Below are 19593 nucleotides of genomic sequence, written 5' to 3' on the forward strand. Positions count from 1 at the left end.
TTTGAAAGTCTCTGACCTGGCGATCAAAAACCGAATCAGCATCTTCGTCTTGACCGGGGCCGTCATACTCCTCGGCTTCATGTCCTACCTGTCCCTCCCGCGCGAATCAACCCCATCGATCACCATACCGATCGTCTTTGTCGCCACCCCTTATTTCGGTGTGGCGCCCGCGGACATCGAGAACCTCGTTACCCAGCCGATCGAGAAGCATCTCGAAGAACTGTCCAATGTGAAAGAAATCTCCTCTACCTCCAGCGAGGGGATCTCGACGGTGGTCATCGAATTCGAAACCGACGTCGACATCAACAATGCGCTCCAGAAGGTTCGTGAAGAGGTAGACCTCGCGCGGGCCGAAATCCCGGAAGACGCGGAGGAATCCACCATCCAGGAGATCAACTTCGACGACATCCCCATCCTGGTGATCAACGTTGCGGGGACCCACAGCCTTGTAACGCTGAAAGACATCGCGGAAGACCTGGAACAGCGCATCGAGCAGATCCCGGGTGTGCTGGACGTAACGGTCGCGGGAGGGCTGGAACGGGAAGTCCAGGTCAATGTCGATCCGGACCGGCTGGTGTACTACGGCCTGGAGCTTGATGATATCATCGAGACCATACGCCAGGAAAACCTGAACATGCCCGGTGGATCGATCAAAACCGGTACCCTGCGGTACGCCGTCAGAGTACCGGGCGAATTCACGACGCCGGAGGAGATCGGGACGCTGGTGGTCGAGACCCGCAACCGGCAACCCATCGCCATCACGGACGTGGCGGAGGTCCGGTTCGGATTCAAAGAAGAAACTTCCTACGCCAGGCTGGACGGCCTGCCCTGTGTTACCCTGAACGTGCAGAAACGCAGCGGTGAGAACCTGATTCAGATCGCCGACGCCGTAAAGGGACTGCTGGACGAAGAAAGGGAGCGGTTGCCGCAGACAGTAAACCTGGCGGTCCTGGCGGACCAGTCCAAGGACATCCGTTCCATGGTCAGCGACCTGGAGAACAATATCATATCGGGCCTGATCCTCGTCGTCTGCGTACTGTTCATGTTCATGGGCGTGCGCAACGCCCTTTTCGTGGCCATAGCGATTCCGCTGTCCATGCTGATCTCCTTCATCGTGCTCGATATCCTGGGCTACACACTGAATATGATCGTGCTCTTCAGCCTGATCCTGGCGCTCGGCATGCTGGTGGACAACGCCATCGTCATCGTCGAGAACATCTACCGCCACCGCGAGGAAGGCAGGCCCCTGGTCCGCGCCGCCCGCGAAGGGGTGGGCGAGGTGGCCGTGCCGGTCTGCACATCCACCCTCACCACCCTGTGCGCATTCGCCCCCATGCTGTTCTGGCCGGGCATCATCGGCGACTTCATGAGCTATCTCCCGGCCACGCTGATCATCACCCTGTCGGCCTCGCTGTTCGTCGCCCTCATCATCAATCCCACGGTCTGCTCCGTATTGCTCAACGTGAACACGGCCCGGAAGGAACAGAAGTGGCTGATAGCCCTGCGCGGGCGGTACAGCCGGTTTCTCATGTGGGCGCTGGCTCACCGGGCGCCGGTCATGTTCGTCACCTGCGGTGTGCTCTTCGGGATGATCGTGCTTTACGGGTTGATCGGCAAGGGCGTGGAGTTCTTCCCCGAGACCGAACCCAATCAGGCTTACATCGACGTCAACACGGCGATCGGCACCCAGCTGGACGTCTCCGACGGCGTGGTCCGGCAGGCGGAAGATTTCATACAGGACGTGCCCGACATGAACCAGTACGTCGCCAGCGTGGGGGCAGCCTCGGACTCCCAGAATCCCGGATCGGGCGGCGGCGGCGGGACGCCCCACAGGTCACGGATCATCGTCGACCTGCTGGAACGGCAGGACAGGGAACAGTCTTCCTTCGAAACGGTGGAAATGATCCGGCGGCGGATGGAACGTCTCATCGGCGCCGACGTGGAAATCGTAACGCCCGATGTCGGTCCGCCCACCGCGGCACCCGTCAATATCGAAATCGTGGGGGACGATTTCGCCGTGCTCGGCCGGCTGGCCGACCAGGTGATGCTGCGCATCGAGAATATCCCGGGCCTGGTGGATCTCAAGGACGACTACGATTCGGGCAAACCTGAGCTGAAAGTCGAAATCGACCGTGAACAGGCCGCCCTGCTGGAAATGAATACCGCCGAGATCGCGCGGGCGGTGCGCACCGCCATCAACGGCACGGAAGCCTCCAAGTACCGGGTCGGAGAGGAAGAATACGACATTGTGGTCCGGTTCGCCGAACCGGAGCGGGCCACGTTCGCCGACCTGGAACGCATACACATCATTCATGAAGACGAACTGGTCTCGTTGAGCACCCTGGCGCGGACCCGTGTGGACGGCGGCGTGGGGTCCATCAGGCGGAAGGACCAGGAACGCGTGCTGACCATCGAAGGCGACGTGGAAGGCCGGCTCGCCAACGACGTGCTCGCGGATGTGCAGGCCACCCTGGCGGACCTCGACCTGCCCGAGGGATACGCCCTGCGGTACGCTGGTGAGAACGTGGAACAGGACGAAGCGACCGAATTCCTGTCCAGGGCTTTTTTCATCGCCCTGATCATGATTACGCTCGTGCTCGTCACGCAGTTCAATTCCGTCACCATGCCCTTCATCATCATGATGTCCGTGGTGCTGTCGCTGATCGGCGTCCTGTTGGGACTGATCGTGACGGCCACGCCCTTCGGCATCATTATGACTGGAATCGGGGTCATCAGCCTGGCCGGTGTCGTCGTAAACAATGCCATCGTGCTGATCGATTACATCAGAAAACTACGAAACCGCGGTCTGCGGCGGAGGGAAGCGATCGTCCAGGGCGGGGTGACCCGGCTACGGCCGGTCCTTTTGACGGCGATCACGACCATCCTCGGCCTCATTCCCCTGACCACCGGGTTCAGCTTCAATTTTATGACGCTCTCGCTCGAGATCGGCGGAGAAAGCTCGCAGTGGTGGGGTCCCATGGGCGTAGCCGTGATCTTCGGACTGGCCATAGCCACGGTGTTGACCCTGATCGTGGTGCCCGTCATGTACGACTTCGTGTCGGGATGGGCCGAGCGGGGTGACAAGGCAGCGAAGGCAGAAGAAGAAAACGGGCGGGATAGCGGTGTCGCCGTTGATCAGCCCGTACCAGCGGTATGAACGTAAGCCGGAGAGTAAAGCTGGAGGATAGCATGATTCGCACCGTGATAAATGCAGTGGTGTCGATCGCTATTGCGGTCGGCGTCGCACTTCCGTTGTCCGCCCAGCAAGACGACGAGATCGTGCTTACGCTTGACCGGGCCGTCGAGCTTGCGCTCAGGAATAACGAATCCCTGTTGAGTACCAGGGTGGAGGAAGACCGTGCCCGGGCGCGCGTGAGGGAAGCCTATTCCGAAGCGCTGCCTAAGCTCGACTTCAGCAGTTCCATTACACGGAACTGGGCCCTTCCGGAGTTTAATTTCGGCGGCCAGACCTTCAAAGTCGGTACCGACAACGTAATCAACTTCGGACTCGATCTTTCCCAGACCATCTATCGGGGCGGACAGGTCGGCGTCGGCCTGAGAATCGCGCGTTACTACCAGCGGATTTCGGCATCCAACACGGACCGGATGCGAGGAAACATCGTGCACCAGATCCACGACGGGTACTACGATGTCCTATTGGCCGAAGCCACGCTGGAGGTCTCCACGGCGGCCTATGACCGTGCCGAGGCCCAGTACGAAGGCGTACAACGTTTTTACGAAGCCGGGACGGTATCGGACTATGACGTACTCAGGGCCCGGGTGGAAGTGACCAACGCCCTCCCGCCGGTCACCCAGGCCAGGAACCGGCTCGCGATCGCAAAAGCGGACCTCAAGCGCCTCATCGGGCTGCCCCGGCAGGCGCGTATACGGTGTACCGGCAGCCTCGACGTTGATGTATCCGGCTTGCCGGAGGACATCGAAACCGCCGTGGACCAGGCGCTTTCAAACCGATCGGACCTGAAAGCCGCCCGGTTGCAGACCACGATGAACGATGCGGCGATCCGGCTTGCCCGGGGAGAAAACGGGCTCGACGTATCGCTTTCCGCGGGATACCTGATGCAGGCCCAGGTGAACGACCCCGGTTTCAAGTCGATCGGGTTCAACGACTTCTCCCGAAGCTGGAACACGCTCATTAACGTATCGATTCCGGTCTTCGACGGGAGGCAGAACTCGGGCCGTATCATGCAGGCCCAGGCGGACTATGAGCTGTCGCGTTACGTCGAACGCCAGCTCGGGAAGCAGATCGAGGTGGACGCCACCGAGGCCGTGCTCAATGTGTTGGAGGCGTCGGAACGCGTAAGGGCGGGCGAGGAGGCCGTCGAACTGGCCAGCCGCGGCCTGTCCATCGCGCGGGTACAGTACGAGGGCGGCGTCAGCACCCAACTCGAGCTCATCGACGCCCAGTTCGTCCTGAAGCAGGCCGAGACCGATCACGTTACGGCGAAGTACGACTACGCCACGGCTGCTGCGAACCTGCGGAATGTCCTGGGCATGATGGACGATCGATCCGATGACCGGTAACGCAACCGGTTCGTTGCGGTCTACCGCGCCATGCCGGGCCCCCGGTAAGCGCGTGTGAAAGGCAGGCCGAAGGGTTCCTCGAAGGGCCGGAAGGGCACCAGGTCCGCGATCTCCTGCACCCGGTCCAGGACTGCCACCGGGAGCGGCCCCGACGCCACGTAACCGACGTTCTGCTCGACCTCCTCGACCGACCTCGATCCCGACAGGACCGTAGAGACGGCGGGATTGGACAACACCCAGCGGATCGCGAGTTCCGGAAGCGGCATATCCAGCTCCTCCACCAGGGCGTACAGCCGTCTGAACTGCTCGCGCCGGGGCGGTGACAACCAGGGCGCCCCGCGCTCCACCTGCTCCGTGAAACACGCGGATAGCGCCCCCTGCTGCAAGGGAGATCCCACGACAACCCCCATGTGCTGCTTCAAGGCTTCGGGAAGCACAGCGTGGATCGCTTCCTGCCAGAGCAGGCTGTAGTTGAATGCCGTAAGCACGATGTCATACGCGCCGGTCGCCATGATGGCGGGCAGCGTATACGCAGTGGTGCCGCCCAGACCGGTGTACCGGATCACGCCTTCGGACTTCAGCGCATCGATCAGCTCGCAAACGGGACCGTGAAACCGTTCCCAGTCCGTAAACCAGTCATACTGGCCGGGGCGGTCCGGTTCGTGGATCATGAGTATGTCGATCGCGTCTCTCTTCAACAGTTCCAGGCTGGTCTCCACGGACCGGCGCAACTGGACCGGGTCCCTGGGATCGAAGGGTTGAGGCCGCCCGCCGAGCTTGGTGGAAAGGATGAAGGGTTGCGTCACCCCATCCAGAGCCAGCCCCATCACTTCCTCTGAATCGCGGTACGAAGGCGCCGTGTCCACGAAGTTTATTCCGAGTTCCAGTCTCCGCCGCACCGCCCGAATGCCCTCGGCCCGGTCCGAGCCATGGGATGAAACGAACAGACCGCCCATGCCGATCTCGCTGACCCGTATGCCGGTCTTCCCCAGGATCCTGTGTCGCATGACAGCCTCCGTGTGCCGATTACCTCTTCTTGACAGGCCTGGAATGGATTGTATATAGTCCGACCATCGCAACGCCAGCACATATTAGATAGACCGGCGTGTGTTTATCCGTCTCGGTACGTACCTGGACCGGACGGCGGACCGTCGGTTTCAGTGAGAGAACTTCGATGCCCTACAAGCTTCAGCCCGGCCGGATGCACATGATGCCGACCCATTTCGGACCTGCCGCCGGTCCACGGCAGGGGCCCGATGGACGCCGGTTCGACGGTGTGGACTCGCCGCGGACCACCTCGTATTCCGTGAGTTTCCTGACCCGGCCGGAACAGCTGGAAGCCCTGCTGCCGATTGGGTTCCGGCTGGCCGGTGATCCCGTGGTGACTGTGACGGTTTCTTATATGACCGAAATCGAGTGGCTGGCCGGGAGGGGTTACAACACCCTCGGCGTGAGTTTTCCGGCCGAGTACAGGGGGGAACGGGACCGGGCGCGCGGCCCTTTCCTCGCGGTATTGTGGGAGAACCTGGCCGATCCGATTCTCACCGGGAGGGAACAGCTCGGTTTCTCGAAGATATATTGCGCGATCCCGCCGCCATCCGTGCTGAACGGCGAGACGCGTTGCACGGCGGACTGGCTCGGATTCCGCTTCATGGAAATGAACCTGTCGGAAGTGGAAACGCCGCCCGCGGCAGCGGCCGAAGCACCCGCGGAGCCAGCCGAGGCAGTCGCGACAGGGACGGAGGACACCGAGCTAACCGGAACCCTGCACTACAAATATATACCACGGACCGGAGATTGGGACGAGGTCGACGCGGAATACGCCGTACTGACCCCGTCCGCCACTCCGAACCGCAGGGTGACTGCGCAGCGAACAGTCCGGGGAAGGGTGCGGTTCCACCGGGCGGATTGGCGGGACCTGCCCACGCAGTACCATATCGTGAACGCCCTGGCGGATCTGGAGAAAATCGCCTTCCCGGGCGCAAGTATCATGGAGACCGTCGGGGGCAAGGACCTCAGCGACCAGCGCATCCTGAGGTAGGCGGTCCGGATCGCCCACACCAATTACGGGAAGCACGCGCGTTCCTGGAGCGTACATGGACGGTCGAAGCGAACCGACGGAGCGAATCTTCCACCGTGCGCGGAAGGACCACTGGCCGAGGATTTCACACGGCACCGGATGCTACCTTTATGATACCGACGGCAGAGCCTACCTGGATGCCTGTGCCGGCGTGCATGTGGTCAGCATAGGCCACGGAGTGGAGGAAATCGCGGAGGCCATGGCCGGTCAGGCCCGGAAGGTCGCCTTCGCCTACGGCCAGTTCATCAGTCAGCCGCAGATCGACCTGGCCCGGAAGATCACCGATATGGCCCCGGAGGGATTGGGCCGGGTGTTTTTCGTGTCCGGCGGGTCGGAGGCCACGGAAGCGGCGCTGAAGATCGCACGGAAATACCATCTGGAGTCCGGCAACCCGTCCAAGTACCAGGTCATTTCATGCTGGCAGAGCTGGCACGGCAATACGATCGGCGCCCTGTCCATGTCGGGCCGGTCGGCCTGGCGGAAAGACTACACGCCGTACCTGCTTGATTTCCCTCACATAGCGCAACACAGCACCGACGAACTGGAACGCGTGATCCGCCAGGTCGGCGCAGAGTACATTTCCGCCTTTATCGTCGAGCCCATCCTGGGAACCTCCGCGGCCGGACTGGCGCCGCCGGACGATTACTTCAGCAAGGTAAGGGACCTCTGCGATCACTACCGGATTCTCTTGATCATCGATGAGGTCGTCACCGGGTACGGAAGGACCGGGGTTGACTTCGGGATCGACCACTGGGGTGTCGTCCCGGACCTGATGGCTACCGGGAAGGGCCTGAGCAGCGGATACACGCCCATCGCCGCGACGATAGCGCGGGACGAGATTTACGAGACCATCTATGAAACCGCGCCGGCCTTCGTACATGGCCATACCTACGGCGGCAATCCCCTTTCCTGCGCCACCGCGCTGGCCGTGCAGGAATACGTCGAACGTCATGATCTCGTCGCGCGTTGCGCCGAAATGGGTGAGATGATGCTGGATCACCTGCAGCCGCTGACCGAACTGCCCATGGTGAGCACGGTGCGCGGGAAGGGCCTGCTCTGCGGAGTCGAGTTTGCGGCGGATAAGGCGCGGGGCGCGCTTTTCGATCCGTCGCTGGGCGTGACGGGCCGGGTGGTCCGGGAAGCCTTCGATCGGGGCGTACTGATCATGCCGGGCGCGCCGGGACCCGTGGACGGCGTCTACGGCGATCACGTCGCGATCAGTCCGCCCTACACCGTCAACGAAGACGAGGTGGTCCGGATCGCTACGGTGCTCGGTGAAGCAGTGGAAGCGGTCGAGCGGACGCTCTGACCCTGGCACGCCCCGCCCCTATTGTATGTAGTTCTTTACGCCCAGGTCCAGGTAGGACCGGTAGGCTCCGTCGGCAAAAAGCTGGCTGAACGAGCGCGTGTACTGGAGTACGGTGGTCATCAGGTCCCGTTCCACCCGCAGCGGATGGGCGCGCTGCCTCAGGTTGACGTAGGCGCGAATCAATACGCTTCGACCGTCCGTGGGCAGATACCGGACGTTTGCCGCGAACTCGTCGAGACGGCCCTCGGGCTGGAGGTAGTACTCTACGTTCGAAAGATAGAACGCGGAGATGCGGTCCCCCCTTCCCCGAACGAAATCCCCAATGGCCCTGAGGGCATGGCCGCCCGCGAAGTCTCCCGTGACGGGAATGATGGCGTTGCGGGCCTGCATATCGCGGATGAACCGGTAGTCTTCGTCCGAAGCCAGGAAATTGCCGTAAGCACCCTTTAGGTCCCGGCCCAGAAGGAACGTCCTGTAGGTAATGAAGGATATGCCCCGGTCCCCGTCCGACCGGTACTCCCACCTCAGGTCCAGATGCCGCTCGAAGAATGAACGGTACAGCTCGGACACGCGCCGGGCATCACGATCTCCCGACAACACCTCGAAAGTGTTAATCCAATCCCGGATGCGCTCCAGGTTGCGGCGGAACAGATCTTCGTCTCCGTCCGTTCGATCGAAATATGTCACCAACGCTTCGATCGTGGGCTGGGCGTCAGTGAATCCGGCACGCGATATGGGTTTGCTGAAGAGGATGGAAAGGAATTCCGCCCGTGATTCCGCCAGGGCGAAAATAGCCTTGTAAAGCAGGTGCTCGATGAGGTTGTCCCGGCGGATGTCGAGAATGAACGCGTACCGCGGGCGAACCTGCGCGATGTAGGTGAAATTCTGGTCCGGCCCCACGCCGATGTAGACACCGCCCTCGACACCGAGCCGCTTAAGCGTATGCTTTACGTGGAGATAGCCGGCCTCATTGGAGACGAGGTTGTCGCTGTCGAAAAACCCGCCGGGCTCCGAAAGGGTATCCACAAGGGTCGCATAGCGTTCCGGAGAAAAGGACACGGTGGAGTCCGCCTGCCCGGCACCGCCACAACCCGCGATCAGAAGGAGCATGACGGCAAGGCCGGCCAACCCCGTTCCGGTTCTGAGCATGGATTCCTTTCCCTGGATATTTCGGTGGATTGTCGACTCGTCATTCAGGTCTCACAAATCTTATCTACTATAGCACAGGTCACGGTGGATTCAAAGTTGTTTGTGGACGAAGAAACCCGCTCAGTGATCCATCCATTTGCCGCGGTCCAGGGACCGGTACTGTATGGCTTCGGCCACATGCTCGGCATTTATCGATTCCCCGCCGGCCAGGTCGCTGATGGTCCGGGCGACTTTCAGGACGCGATCGTAGGCCCTGGCGGAAAGACCCAGACGGGCAATGGCGTTTCGCAACAGGTCGTGGGCCCTGCCGTCCAATCCACAGTATTGACGCAGTTCGCGGGGTGTCATGTGTGCGTTTCCAAAAGCGCCGGGATGGTTGGCAAAACGCGGCAACTGTCGTTCCCTGGCCCGGTTGATCCGGTCTCTGACGCGGCGGGAAGGTTCACCGCCGGAACGGCCGCTGAGGTCCCCGTATGGTACCGGCGGCACCTCGACGTGTAAATCGATCCGGTCGAGCAGCGGACCCGAGATCCGGGACATGTACTGGTGTATCCGGGGCGGCGGACAGGTGCATTCGCGGCCCGGGTCGCCGAGGTATCCGCAAGGACACGGATTCATGGCCGCGACCAGGTTGAACCGCGCGGGATAGGAAAGGGACCTGGAAACGCGGGACAGGTTGACCTTGCCGTCTTCAAGGGGCTGCCGGAGCAATTCGAGCACATGCTTCCGGAATTCAGGCAACTCGTCCAGAAAGAGCACGCCGTTGTGGGCAAGAGACACCTCTCCGGGTCTCGGTATGCTCCCGCCGCCGATCAGGCCCGCTTCCGTGATGGTGTGGTGAGGCGCCCGGAAGGGCCGGGTGGTGACCAAAGGGGTAAAGGGCGGGATTTTCCCCGCAACACTGTGAATCTGGGTCGTTTCCAGTGCTTCCTCCAGCGTGAAATCGGGCAGTACGGACGGCACGCAGCGGGCGAGCAGCGTCTTGCCGGAACCCGGTGGACCGATGAGCAGCAGGTTGTGTGATCCCGCGGCGGCCACTTCGATAGCGCGCTTGGCGTGATCCTGTCCTTTGACGATGGAGAAATCGAAGGGATAATCCGCACCGGAAGAAAGCATTGGCCCGGCATCGTGCAGGGACCGTTCAATTCGCTTCCGACCCTGGAGGAAGTGGACCGCGGATTCCAGGGACGGCACGCCGTAAACGTCGATACCGCCGCCCATTGCAGCTTCTTCCGCGTTCTCGCTCGGAACGATCAGCCTGCGCGCGCCGAGGCGGTGTGCGGCGAGCGCAACGGGCAGCGCGCCCCGGATCGGCCGAAGCGCGCCGTCCAGCGACAGCTCGCCCAGCAGGATCGTGCCTTCAAGCGACTGGGCCGGCAACTGTGCCGACGCGGCGAGAATGCCCACGGCAATGGGCAGGTCGAAGGAAGTACCCGCCTTGCGCACGTCCGCGGGGGCCAGGTTGACGGTGATACGCCGGTACGGATAGGTAAAACCGGACTGCTTGATGGCGGCCACGACGCGGTCCTTGCTCTCCCGCACGGCGCTGTCCGGCAGTCCGACGGTCGAGAAATGAGGAAGGCCGTTGGTGATGTGGGTTTCCACCACCACGGGAATCGCTTCGATTCCCTGCACGGCGCCGCTCGATACACGTGATAGCAAGCTGTCCCTCCTTCGAATAATGGTACCGTCTCGGGTCGCATGCCGACCAATCCGGGCTGGATTCAATCGGCGCCAGCACATTCATATCAGTCGGCGGGAAGGGGCGGAATCTAGTTTCCTTTCGCCACTTCGAAGTTTACTGATTTCTGTTGCGACCAGGCCCCTGTTCGCATATATTAGCAGACTGGTTTTTCGGTGAGGTTGATCTTTTGTCCACGATCAAAGACAATCTGGTCCGGGTGTACGACCGTATATCCAGGGCTGCCGAGCGAGCCGGCCGCGAGGCCTCGTCCATTCAGCTCATCGCCGTATCGAAGACCAAGCCCCTTTCGATGATCGAAGAGGCCAGGCGGGCCGGTGTCACGGATTTCGGTGAGAACAGGGTCCAGGAAGCGCTCGAGAAGATCCGCCAGGACGACGGTGCAACCTGGCACCTGATCGGTCCGTTGCAGCGCAACAAGGCCAGGTTCGCCGTGCGGATTTTCGACATGATTCACTCCGTCGACCGCCTTTCCCTCGGCCGGGAACTCGACCGGCGGCTGCAGGCCGCGGGCAGGACCATGCCCGTATTGATCCAGGTCAATACGTCATCGGAGGAGACGAAGGCTGGCGTCGAGCCGGACCGCGCCCTGGAACTCGCGGAGCAGTTGTCCGTGCTGCCCGGGCTGTCCGTAAGGGGACTGATGACGATCCCCGCGTTCACACCCGATGCCGATGATGCCCGGCCCGCTTTCCGGCTGCTCCGTGAAACGCGAGACCGCATCGCTTCCGCCGGGGTCGCGGGCGTGGGTATGGACGTACTCTCCATGGGCATGTCCCATGACTTCGAGGTAGCCATAGAGGAAGGCGCGGACATGGTCCGCATCGGCACGGCCGTTTTCGGTGCGCGCCAGGCTTGAAACGCCGATAATCCGGCAATGAACGGGACCCTTTATGGGACTGATCGAATTCATCATAAACATCTACATGCTGGCCTTCGGACTCCGCCTGTTCATGCCTGCCGCGAGCCCCTTCAGCGAGAACCCGATCCAGCGGGGACTGTACACGGCGACCGAACCGGTGCTTCGGCCCATCCGCCAGGTAATCATGCGCGGCGAACCGCGTTTCGACTGGTCGCCCGTCTTTGCCATAATCGCCCTCGTGATCGTGCGGGGATTCCTGGTGACGACCGTCATGGGCGTGCCCCTGTCCACTTCCCTGGCCGCCGGAATGCTGGACGTTTTCGATTTCGTGGTGCGGGTGCTCGCCATCCTGTTTCTCGGCGCTTTCTTCATATCCATCGAATCTCCGTTCGCGTTCAGCCAGTCCGGACATATGATGCACAACATCGCCCACTTCTTCCTGGCCCCGATCCGCCGATTCACCGGCTACCGGATCGGACGGCCGGACGTGTCCGCACTGCTGGGCATCGTACTGCTTGGCGTTCTGCACGGTCTCGTACTGTACCAGGCCGGAGCGTTGGTGGCACAGGCCGCCGGCACTCCGGCGGACATGATCCTCGAGAGCATCGTCTACGTGATCGACTTCATTTTCGACGTGCTCTTCATCGTGATACTCGTACGCGCGGTGCTTTCGTTCTTCAACCCGGACACGGGCAACGCGCTTTTCCAGATTCTCATTCTATTCAGCGATCCCATTCTGGCGCCAATCCGCAGGATCCTGCCGTCGACGTACGGCATTGATTTTTCGCCGCTGATCGCCATTCTGATACTGAGGTTTATCCAGGTGAGTCTCCTGCCCCTGTTACTGCGGATCTGACAGGAGCGCGACCAGCAGACCAGGAAACAGAGGTGAACGCATGGACATCAGCCCGGAGGAAATACGGGAAAGGAAATTCAAGACGCGCTGGGTCAGCGGCTACGATATGGATGAAGTGGAAGCGTTTCTGAACAGTGCCGCCGGCGCGTTCGAAGACCTTGCAAAGGAAAACGACTCGCTGCGGGCCAGGATGGCGGAAATGGACAGCGAGTTGTCCGATGTGGGCCGGAGGCGGAAACTGCTCGAGGACGCGCTCGTGTCCGCGCAGAAGGTCATTCACGACATGAAGGCCAATGCGATGAAAGAAGCGGAGAACGTATTGAAAGATGCGGAGAACAAGGCGGACCGGTGGATCTCCGACGCGAACAACCAGGTCGCTGAAATCAAGCGGGAACTGGGCGCGCTCACCACGTTGAGGAAGGACTACGAGGTCAAATTCAGGATTCTGCTCGAATCCCACCAGGAGCAACTCGACGCCATGCGGAGCATGGACCGGGAAAGCGGCGAGCATCCGGCGCCGGGCCCCGCACCACAACCCCGGCCAGGCTGATTTCCGGCCAGGGTAAACGTCGGCCGGGCTGATTTCCGGCCAGGCTGAATCCCGGCCAGGCTGAATCCCGATCGGGTTGATTCCGGGGGTCGCCCGATATCTAAAGGCAGACACACGCGAACGAATGACATACGAGCGAATCTCTCGGCTGGCCGGCAGGATGGACGATCGCTTGCGGGGAAACAGGATCGTCGGCCTGTCGCTCCCGGAATTACCTCCTGAGGCCTGTCCCTGGAGCACGGTGAGTGCGCCCGAATCCTGGGCGCCCTTTGAAACCGTGTACCGGGCGGGGCCGGTATTGCTTCCCTGCCTGGGAAGGGCCATGGACCCGGAACGCCGCATCGATGCGGTGCGGGTCCTGCGGATGCTCCGGGCCGAAAGCCTTTTGTGCGCAACCGGATGTTCCGCGCTGAATCGCGGATGCGAAGCGGGTTCATTCGTGATCGTGGACGACCATGTAAACTGCACCGGCGAGAATCCGCTTCGGGGACCAAACGACGAACGGCTGGGTCCGAGGTATCCCGACATGGGCGCGCCCTATGACGCACGCTGGTCGAACGCTCTCAAAAGAGGCGCGGCCTCACTGGGACTTGAGCTGCGGGGCGTCGTGTATGGACGGGTCGCACGGTCCGGGGCCGGTGAGGAGTTCGCCGTGTGGGTCCGGACGGGAATCGACGTGGTCGGCGAAGGTTTGCTGGATGAAGTGATTACGGCCGTACACTGCGGCCTGCCGGTCGCCGCGGTGGGAGTCGTTGAAAAGAGTTTGACGGTCGACGGAAAAGTCTTATGTTCGTCGATACCCGCGCGAAGTGAGGATTACGGTAGGTTGGCTGCTATCATCAATCAATGTCTTCTTTGCCGTGGAGGTATGGATGACGGGTGAAGATCTGAAACGATTCGAAAAGCTCCTGCTCGAAAAACGCGAAACGCTGTTGCATGAGTTGGGCTATTTCGGAAACAAGACGATTAACTCTGCGGCGCGCGATGTCGCAGGCAGTTATCCCTTTTCGGAACACCCGGCGGACCAGGGTACCGAATCGATGGAGCAGGAACAGGCCTATGACCTCGCCTCCCGCGAGGGTCGATTCCTGTTTCATATCGACGAAGCCCTGGAGCGCATCAAGAACGGCGCCTACGGACTTTGCTACGTATGCAATGGAGAAATCGGCAAGGCCCGGCTCGAGGCCGTACCCCACGCCCGTATGTGCATTGAGTGCAAGTCCAAGGAAGAACGAGGTCTGATCTAACATTTCCGGACTGAAAGCTTTGGCAAAGCCGGCCGTCGTCTGCGCCGGTATCCTGATCCTGGACCAGATTACCAAGATCGCCGTTCAGCAGGGGATGGCGCTTCACCAGTCCTATCCCCTCCTGGGGGAAGTGGTCCAGTTAACGTACATTCAGAATCCCGGAGCCGCGTTCGGCATCACCCTCGGCGGCCGCTGGTTCTACCTGGTGCTGTCGGTTATCGCCTGCGCGGTCATGATCTACTACCTGTTCAGGCTTCCCCCCGTCGAGCGGTGGGGACGGTATGCGATGATGAGCATACTGGGCGGCGCGATCGGCAACCTGATCGATCGCGCGGTCTACGGCGCGGTTACGGATTTCATCGATATCGGCGTGGGAGCGTACCGATGGCCCGTATTCAACGTGGCGGACTCCGCCATCACCATCGGGATCATCCTCCTGTTCACGCGACTGTCCGCCATCAACCGGATATTGAACGATGAAGCGCCTTCCGGATGAATGGGAGGGATCCTTCGTCGAGACCGTGGTGCCCGCCTCGCAGTCCCAGTGGCGACTGGACCGGTACCTGTCGGAAACGGACCTGCCGGTAACCAGGTCGAGAATACAGCGCTGGATCCGGGCCGGCGCGGTTTCGGTCAACTCGGTCGTCGTGGAAAAGTGCGGCCACGGGGTTTCCGAAGGCGACGTCGTCGCCGTGACCATACCCGAAACCCCTCCCTCGACCGCGGAGCCGGAGCCCATCCCACTGGACATCGTCTACGAAGACGAAGCGCTCCTGGTGGTGAACAAGGCGGCGGGCATGGTCGTGCATCCGGCCTGCGGTCATGCGCGTTCGACGCTGGTAAATGCCCTGTTGCACCACTGCGGAAGCCTGGAGCAGTTCGACGATCCGGTCCGGCCGGGTATCGTACATCGCCTGGACAAGGATACGTCCGGTCTGATGATCGTGGCGAAACGGGAAGACGCCCACGCGTTTCTCTCCCGACAGCTGGCCGAGCGGCGCATAAAACGCGGCTACACCGGCCTGGCATGGGGCAGTTTCGCCGAACCCTCGGGGACGATCGACGCGCCGGTCGGACGGCATCCCCGGTTCAGGCAGCGGATGGCCGTGGTGGAAGAGAGCCGCGGCCGCCGGGCCGTCACCCATTACCGCGTGAGCGAATCCATGGAGGACGGGTCGTTGCTGGCCCTGGCGCTGGAAACCGGCCGTACACACCAGATCAGGGTTCATCTGGCCCACCTGGGCCATCCCGTCATCGGCGATCCGGTCTACGGGGGGCGGCACAAGCGACTGGCGGGCACGGCGCCACGGCGCCGTCCGAAATTGAAAGAGATGCTGGATGTCCTGCGGCGGCAGGCGCTGCATGCATCCGAACTGGAGTTTATCCATCCCTTCTCGGGCCGGACCCATTCCTTCAAGGCCATCCTGCCCGACGACATGAAACAGGCTGTCGCCATGCTGTCCGACAGTACGTGTACGACCGGCCTCCGATCGGTACGACAAGGGGCCTGAAACCGCCCGCAAAACGAGGCGCACTTTCCCGATATCGCCATGCTCGATTCAACAGTCGTCGAAGCGCGTTCGGATATCCTGTGGCACCGTGTGGTCGATGGGCTGACCCGCATGACGGCCGCAACGGGAGAAGCCGACCTGTCCGCTGCGATCGAAGAGATCTCGCTGGAGCTGTCCGGTGCGGAAGCCTGCCGGTTCTTCATGGTGGACTGCGTCTCGAACCGGATCGTCTTCGAAACTACCGGCCGATATTTAATCCTGCCCGGTACGGAGCGTGAGGTCGAGGCGTTGCTGGACTGGCTGCGAGCCCAGCCGAGCACCCGGCTGGTCGAGGACGTCCGGCAGTTGGACTGGCCCCTGCAGACCGTGTCCGGCCGCGATGTGCTGACGGGCCAGGCCGTACTTTTCCATCACCAGATCGACGAACGGTTTCACTGCGTCCTGCTCGCGGCCATGGCGTCCGGCGAGACCGGTTTCGACCCGGAACGCCTCGAGGTAACCATCTCCCTGGCGCGCCACGCCGGCTACGCGGTCACGCGTCTGTTGCATTTCAAACTGGCCCGGCGGGAGATGATCCACCGGACCGCCCTGTACGAGGTGGGCAAGCGGATCAGCAGTTCGCTGGACCTGGGCGAGGTCCTGAACCTCATCATCGACGCGCTGCAGACCGTGGTGCCCTACGATGCGGCGGTCATCTTCCTGCTCGACGAGGACCAGAACGCGGTAGTCGAACAGACCATCCGGGGATATTCGCCGGATCTGGACGCGATCAACCTGAAGATGGGCGAAGGCATCAGCGGATCCGCGGCCGAGACCGGAAAGGCGATCATCGTGCCGGACGTGTCCCTGGACGACCGGTACGTGCAGCACCGGCCGGGCACGAAATCGGAAATGGCCGTTCCCATGCTTTCCGGGAACCAGGTCATCGGGGTCTTCAACATCGAAAACGACCGGGCGAACGCCTACGACGAGGAGGCCCAGTCCCTGCTGGAGGCCTTTGCATCCCAGGCGAGTATCGCCATTCAGAACGCGCGCCTCTTCGATGACGCGCGGCGGAGCCGGTTGCTGGACCGGGAACTGGAGGTCGCCGGCGAGATTCAGCGCGCCTTGCTGCCTCGCGCCGTGCCCGATGTGAAAGGCCTTTCCCTGGCCGCATTCAGCGAACCCAGCAGGGAGGTCGGGGGCGACTTCTATGATTTCATTCCATTTTCGGACAAGCAGCTGGGCGTGGCCGTGGGCGACGTGGTCGGCAAGGGTATTCCCGCCGCGCTGACCATGGCTTCGCTCTATACGTCGTTCCACGAATTCGCCAATTACTACGTCTACCTTCCGAGTTACGTCATCGGTCACGTCAACGAGGTCCTTTACGAGGTCACGTCCGCGGACCGGTTCGCCACCCTGTTCTACGGTATCGCGAACCTGCAGGAAAACACCTTCGTCTACTGCAACGCCGGTCATCCACCGCCCCTGCTGTGCCGGAAATCCGGTGAAACGGTCAATCTTCACGCAGGGGGCCTGATCGTCGGTTCGTTCGAGGACGCGAGTTTCGAGGACGGTCGCGTGTACCTGGACGATGGAGACGTCGTGGTCCTGTATTCGGACGGCCTCATCGAGAAGTCCAACCTGGAAGACGAGATATTCGGCATCGAACGGCTGGAACAGGCGATCAAGGACTGTCATGACTGTCCGGTCGAGGAGATCCGGGACCACGTGATCGCAGTGTGGCGCGCCTTCGTGGGCGGCGGCGGCCAGGACGACGACACGACGATGATCGTCGTAAAGAAGGAATCATGAAAGAAGGAACCATAGGTTTCAAGGGTGGACCGGCGGCAGGCATGGCCGGTCAACGTGGGATTCACGCGCAGGGAACAGCGGAGGACTTCGCATGGGCGTTCGTATAGGGTTTATCGGAACCGGCGGCATTGCGGGCATGCACCTGGGACTCCTGCCGGAAATCGAGCGGGCCGAACTCGTGGCGTACGCGGACATCCAGGTCGAGCGCGCGCAGGCGGCGGCCGACCGGTGCGGAGGCCGCGCGTACGGCGACTACCGCGAGATGCTGGGCCGGGAAGAACTGGATGCCGTGTACGTGTGCCTCCCGCCCTTCGCCCACGGCGATCCCGAAATGGCCGTGCTGGAACGCAACCTCCACCTGTTCGTCGAGAAACCGCAGGCGCTGGACGTCGATACCGCGCGTGACATCGCGGCAAAAGTCGAAGAACGTGGCGTCCTCTCGTGCGTGGGGTACAACTGGCGGTACCTGGACGCGACGGAAAAGGCGCGGAACCTGCTGTCCGGCGTGCGGCCGGCCCTGGCGATCGGATACTGGATCGGGAACACGCCCGGATCCCCCTGGTGGCGCGTGAAGTCCAAATCGGGTGGACAGATCGTGGAGCAGACCACGCACGTGTACGACTGCGCGCGGTACCTCATGGGAGACGTGGTCAGCGTCTACGCGGCGGGGACGAAGGGACGGATGCTGGATCTGCCGAACTACGACGTGGAGGACGCCAGCACGGTGTCGCTCGTGTTCGAAAGCGGCGCCGTGGCCACCATACTCTCTTCCTGTGTCGCCGAACAGGGTTACGGAACCGCCCTGGAGGTCATTGCCCGGGGGCTCACGGTGAAGATCGCCGGAGGCAACCTGGAGGTCGTGCGCGAAGAAGAAACGGTGCGGTATCCCGGCCGGAACAACCCTTACCAGCTCGAGAACGAACTTTTCCTGCAGGCCATCGAAGAGGAGAATCCATCCCTCATCCGATCGGCCTACGGCGACGTCGTCAACAGCCTCGCTGTCACCCTCGCGGCGAATGAGTCCATGGAATCGGGGGAGGTCATCCAACTCACGTAGACCGCACGGTCAGCCGGAATGCTCCGTGGACGAGCCGCCCCGGACGGTACCGTGCCGGCCTGGTCAGCCCAGGTAGTGCCTGAGGTTGTCGAGTCCGATGCGAACGCCGTCGACGGGGTGCTCGAGTCCTTCGAATTCGATGGAAAGCACGCCATCGTATCCGTGGCGTGAGAGGACGTGCAGGCAGGACGCCAGGGGGACTTCCCCGTGGCCGACGATAGCGCCCCTGAGATAGTTGCCGCCCCGGGTCCGGAACCATCCCTCACCGGGGTCGGTGGCCGTGCCCGGCCGGGTGTGGAAGTCCTTGGCGTGGACGTGAAAGGCGTAGGGGATCAGGCGTCCCACGGCGGCGTCTGGCGGTTCGTCCACGCACAGGAAGTTGCCAATGTCGATGAGCACGCCGAAATTCTCGTGATTCACGCCATTGACCAGTCTTTCCACCCGCTCACTGTCCTGGCAGAACATCCCGTGGTTCTCCACCATGGTCCGGACGCCCAGGTCCGCAGCGAACTCCGTGACCGCCCGGATCGCAGGGACGAGGACGGCCAGGGCATCATCGAATGAACGCTCGCCGGGACGGCTGTCGGGGAATCCCCTCGTGGCATCGTGGCGCATGCCGGGCGCGCCGAGCAGGTGGGCAATGCGCACCTCGTCTTTCACCCGCTCCACCTCGCGTTGCCAGTCTCCCCCGCTACCGTTGATGAAATCCGCGCCGACCGTGTAGTTGGCGATGGGAAGACCCGCCCCATCGCAGGCCGCGCGCACATCGGGAGCATACCGTTCGAACGGCTCGCCTCCGGGCGGGTGCAGCGAGGAGAACTCGATCACGTCGTATCCGAGTTCCGCCGTCTTGCGGATGGCGTCGAATTCCGTCATCTCGCCGCTTCGGACCAGCCGGCTGTAGCTGTATGAACTGACCCCGATCTGCATGGCA

At 62.1% G+C, this 19593-nt stretch carries 17 protein-coding genes; 13 read left to right on the plus strand and 4 right to left on the minus strand.

Annotated features, from left to right (window positions below; translation table 11 throughout):
* Position 1 precedes the first annotated feature (1 nt).
* Both F4X08_08350 and F4X08_08355 read left to right on the plus strand, forming a co-directional pair.
* Positions 2 to 3157 carry an efflux RND transporter permease subunit gene (locus tag F4X08_08350; protein MYD25810.1) on the plus strand — a complete coding sequence of 1052 codons (3156 nt, stop codon included), beginning with the start codon at positions 2 to 4 and terminating at the stop codon, positions 3155 to 3157.
* Positions 3154 to 4542 (plus strand): TolC family protein, encoded by a 1389-nt coding sequence (locus F4X08_08355; protein MYD25811.1) that lies wholly within the window; start codon positions 3154 to 3156, stop codon positions 4540 to 4542. The genes F4X08_08350 and F4X08_08355 overlap by 4 nt, the downstream gene beginning before the upstream one ends.
* Before the next feature lie 20 nt (positions 4543 to 4562).
* Here F4X08_08355 and F4X08_08360 read toward each other — a convergent pair whose 3' ends face one another.
* Positions 4563 to 5549 carry an aldo/keto reductase gene (locus tag F4X08_08360; protein ID MYD25812.1) on the minus strand — a complete coding sequence of 329 codons (987 nt, stop codon included), beginning with the start codon at positions 5547 to 5549 and terminating at the stop codon, positions 4563 to 4565.
* Between the two features lie 167 nt (positions 5550 to 5716).
* Here F4X08_08360 and F4X08_08365 point away from each other — a divergent pair, with 167 nt between their 5' ends.
* The gene (locus F4X08_08365) at positions 5717 to 6583 is read left to right on the plus strand and encodes a hypothetical protein (GenBank protein MYD25813.1); all 867 of its coding nucleotides are present in this window, start codon (positions 5717 to 5719) and stop codon (positions 6581 to 6583) included.
* A gap of 55 nt (positions 6584 to 6638) precedes the next feature.
* Entirely contained in the window at positions 6639 to 7931 is a 1293-nt protein-coding gene (locus tag F4X08_08370) for an aminotransferase class III-fold pyridoxal phosphate-dependent enzyme (protein ID MYD25814.1), read from the plus strand.
* An 18-nt stretch (positions 7932 to 7949) separates the two neighbouring features.
* Here F4X08_08370 and F4X08_08375 read toward each other — a convergent pair whose 3' ends face one another.
* Together F4X08_08375 and F4X08_08380 are read right to left on the minus strand one after the other, a co-directional pair.
* On the minus strand, positions 7950 to 9080 hold the full coding sequence (locus tag F4X08_08375; protein ID MYD25815.1) for a hypothetical protein: 1131 nt from the start codon (positions 9078 to 9080) through the stop codon (positions 7950 to 7952).
* 120 nt (positions 9081 to 9200) lie between these two features.
* Positions 9201 to 10742 carry a YifB family Mg chelatase-like AAA ATPase gene (locus F4X08_08380; protein MYD25816.1) on the minus strand — a complete coding sequence of 514 codons (1542 nt, stop codon included), beginning with the start codon at positions 10740 to 10742 and terminating at the stop codon, positions 9201 to 9203.
* A gap of 209 nt (positions 10743 to 10951) precedes the next feature.
* Here F4X08_08380 and F4X08_08385 point away from each other — a divergent pair, with 209 nt between their 5' ends.
* The 9 genes from F4X08_08385 to F4X08_08425 all read left to right on the plus strand — a co-directional run bounded on the left by F4X08_08385 (position 10952) and on the right by F4X08_08425 (position 18659).
* Entirely contained in the window at positions 10952 to 11641 is a 690-nt protein-coding gene (locus F4X08_08385) for a YggS family pyridoxal phosphate-dependent enzyme (protein MYD25817.1), read from the plus strand.
* A 34-nt stretch (positions 11642 to 11675) separates the two neighbouring features.
* Entirely contained in the window at positions 11676 to 12500 is an 825-nt protein-coding gene (locus tag F4X08_08390) for a YggT family protein (protein MYD25818.1), read from the plus strand.
* Positions 12501 to 12540: 40 nt separating this feature from the next.
* Complete coding sequence (locus F4X08_08395; GenBank protein ID MYD25819.1) at positions 12541 to 13050, plus strand: DivIVA domain-containing protein; 510 nt, start codon at positions 12541 to 12543, stop codon at positions 13048 to 13050.
* Positions 13051 to 13174: 124 nt separating this feature from the next.
* The gene (locus tag F4X08_08400) at positions 13175 to 13933 is read left to right on the plus strand and encodes a hypothetical protein (GenBank protein ID MYD25820.1); all 759 of its coding nucleotides are present in this window, start codon (positions 13175 to 13177) and stop codon (positions 13931 to 13933) included.
* Positions 13923 to 14297 carry a TraR/DksA family transcriptional regulator gene (locus F4X08_08405; GenBank protein ID MYD25821.1) on the plus strand — a complete coding sequence of 125 codons (375 nt, stop codon included), beginning with the start codon at positions 13923 to 13925 and terminating at the stop codon, positions 14295 to 14297. The genes F4X08_08400 and F4X08_08405 overlap by 11 nt, the downstream gene beginning before the upstream one ends.
* Before the next feature lies 1 nt (position 14298).
* Complete coding sequence (gene lspA, locus F4X08_08410; protein MYD25822.1) at positions 14299 to 14793, plus strand: signal peptidase II; 495 nt, start codon at positions 14299 to 14301, stop codon at positions 14791 to 14793.
* Entirely contained in the window at positions 14774 to 15808 is a 1035-nt protein-coding gene (locus tag F4X08_08415; protein ID MYD25823.1) for an RluA family pseudouridine synthase, read from the plus strand. Before lspA ends, F4X08_08415 begins: the two co-directional genes overlap by 20 nt.
* Before the next feature lie 39 nt (positions 15809 to 15847).
* Positions 15848 to 17602: a SpoIIE family protein phosphatase gene (locus F4X08_08420; protein ID MYD25824.1), complete on the plus strand. Its 1755-nt coding sequence runs from the start codon at positions 15848 to 15850 to the stop codon at positions 17600 to 17602.
* A gap of 91 nt (positions 17603 to 17693) precedes the next feature.
* Positions 17694 to 18659, plus strand: a complete 966-nt coding sequence (locus F4X08_08425) for a Gfo/Idh/MocA family oxidoreductase (GenBank protein ID MYD25825.1) — start codon at positions 17694 to 17696, stop codon at positions 18657 to 18659.
* Positions 18660 to 18722: 63 nt separating this feature from the next.
* On the opposite strand, the gene F4X08_08430 is transcribed toward F4X08_08425, so the two are convergent.
* Positions 18723 to 19589, minus strand: coding sequence for a sugar phosphate isomerase/epimerase (locus F4X08_08430; GenBank protein ID MYD25826.1), 867 nt, complete (start codon positions 19587 to 19589; stop codon positions 18723 to 18725).
* Between the last annotated feature and the right edge of the window lie 4 nt (positions 19590 to 19593).

The organism is Gemmatimonadota bacterium, assembly GCA_009841265.1.
Lineage (GTDB): Bacteria > JAAXHH01 > JAAXHH01 > JAAXHH01 > JAAXHH01 > JAAXHH01.

Excerpts from the sequence above, each read along its gene's own strand:
- F4X08_08355 (MYD25811.1), top strand. The coding sequence starts at position 3,154 with ATGAACGTAAGCCGGAGAGTAAAGCTGGAGGATAGCATGATTCGCACC.
- F4X08_08360 (MYD25812.1), bottom strand. The coding sequence starts at position 5,549 with ATGCGACACAGGATCCTGGGGAAGACCGGCATACGGGTCAGCGAGATC.
- F4X08_08365 (MYD25813.1), top strand. The coding sequence starts at position 5,717 with ATGCCCTACAAGCTTCAGCCCGGCCGGATGCACATGATGCCGACCCAT.
- F4X08_08370 (MYD25814.1), top strand. The coding sequence starts at position 6,639 with ATGGACGGTCGAAGCGAACCGACGGAGCGAATCTTCCACCGTGCGCGG.
- F4X08_08375 (MYD25815.1), bottom strand. The coding sequence starts at position 9,080 with ATGCTCAGAACCGGAACGGGGTTGGCCGGCCTTGCCGTCATGCTCCTT.
- F4X08_08390 (MYD25818.1), top strand. The coding sequence starts at position 11,676 with ATGGGACTGATCGAATTCATCATAAACATCTACATGCTGGCCTTCGGA.
- F4X08_08395 (MYD25819.1), top strand. The coding sequence starts at position 12,541 with ATGGACATCAGCCCGGAGGAAATACGGGAAAGGAAATTCAAGACGCGC.
- F4X08_08400 (MYD25820.1), top strand. The coding sequence starts at position 13,175 with ATGACATACGAGCGAATCTCTCGGCTGGCCGGCAGGATGGACGATCGC.
- F4X08_08405 (MYD25821.1), top strand. The coding sequence starts at position 13,923 with ATGACGGGTGAAGATCTGAAACGATTCGAAAAGCTCCTGCTCGAAAAA.
- F4X08_08415 (MYD25823.1), top strand. The coding sequence starts at position 14,774 with ATGAAGCGCCTTCCGGATGAATGGGAGGGATCCTTCGTCGAGACCGTG.
- F4X08_08420 (MYD25824.1), top strand. The coding sequence starts at position 15,848 with ATGCTCGATTCAACAGTCGTCGAAGCGCGTTCGGATATCCTGTGGCAC.
- F4X08_08425 (MYD25825.1), top strand. The coding sequence starts at position 17,694 with ATGGGCGTTCGTATAGGGTTTATCGGAACCGGCGGCATTGCGGGCATG.
- F4X08_08430 (MYD25826.1), bottom strand. The coding sequence starts at position 19,589 with ATGCAGATCGGGGTCAGTTCATACAGCTACAGCCGGCTGGTCCGAAGC.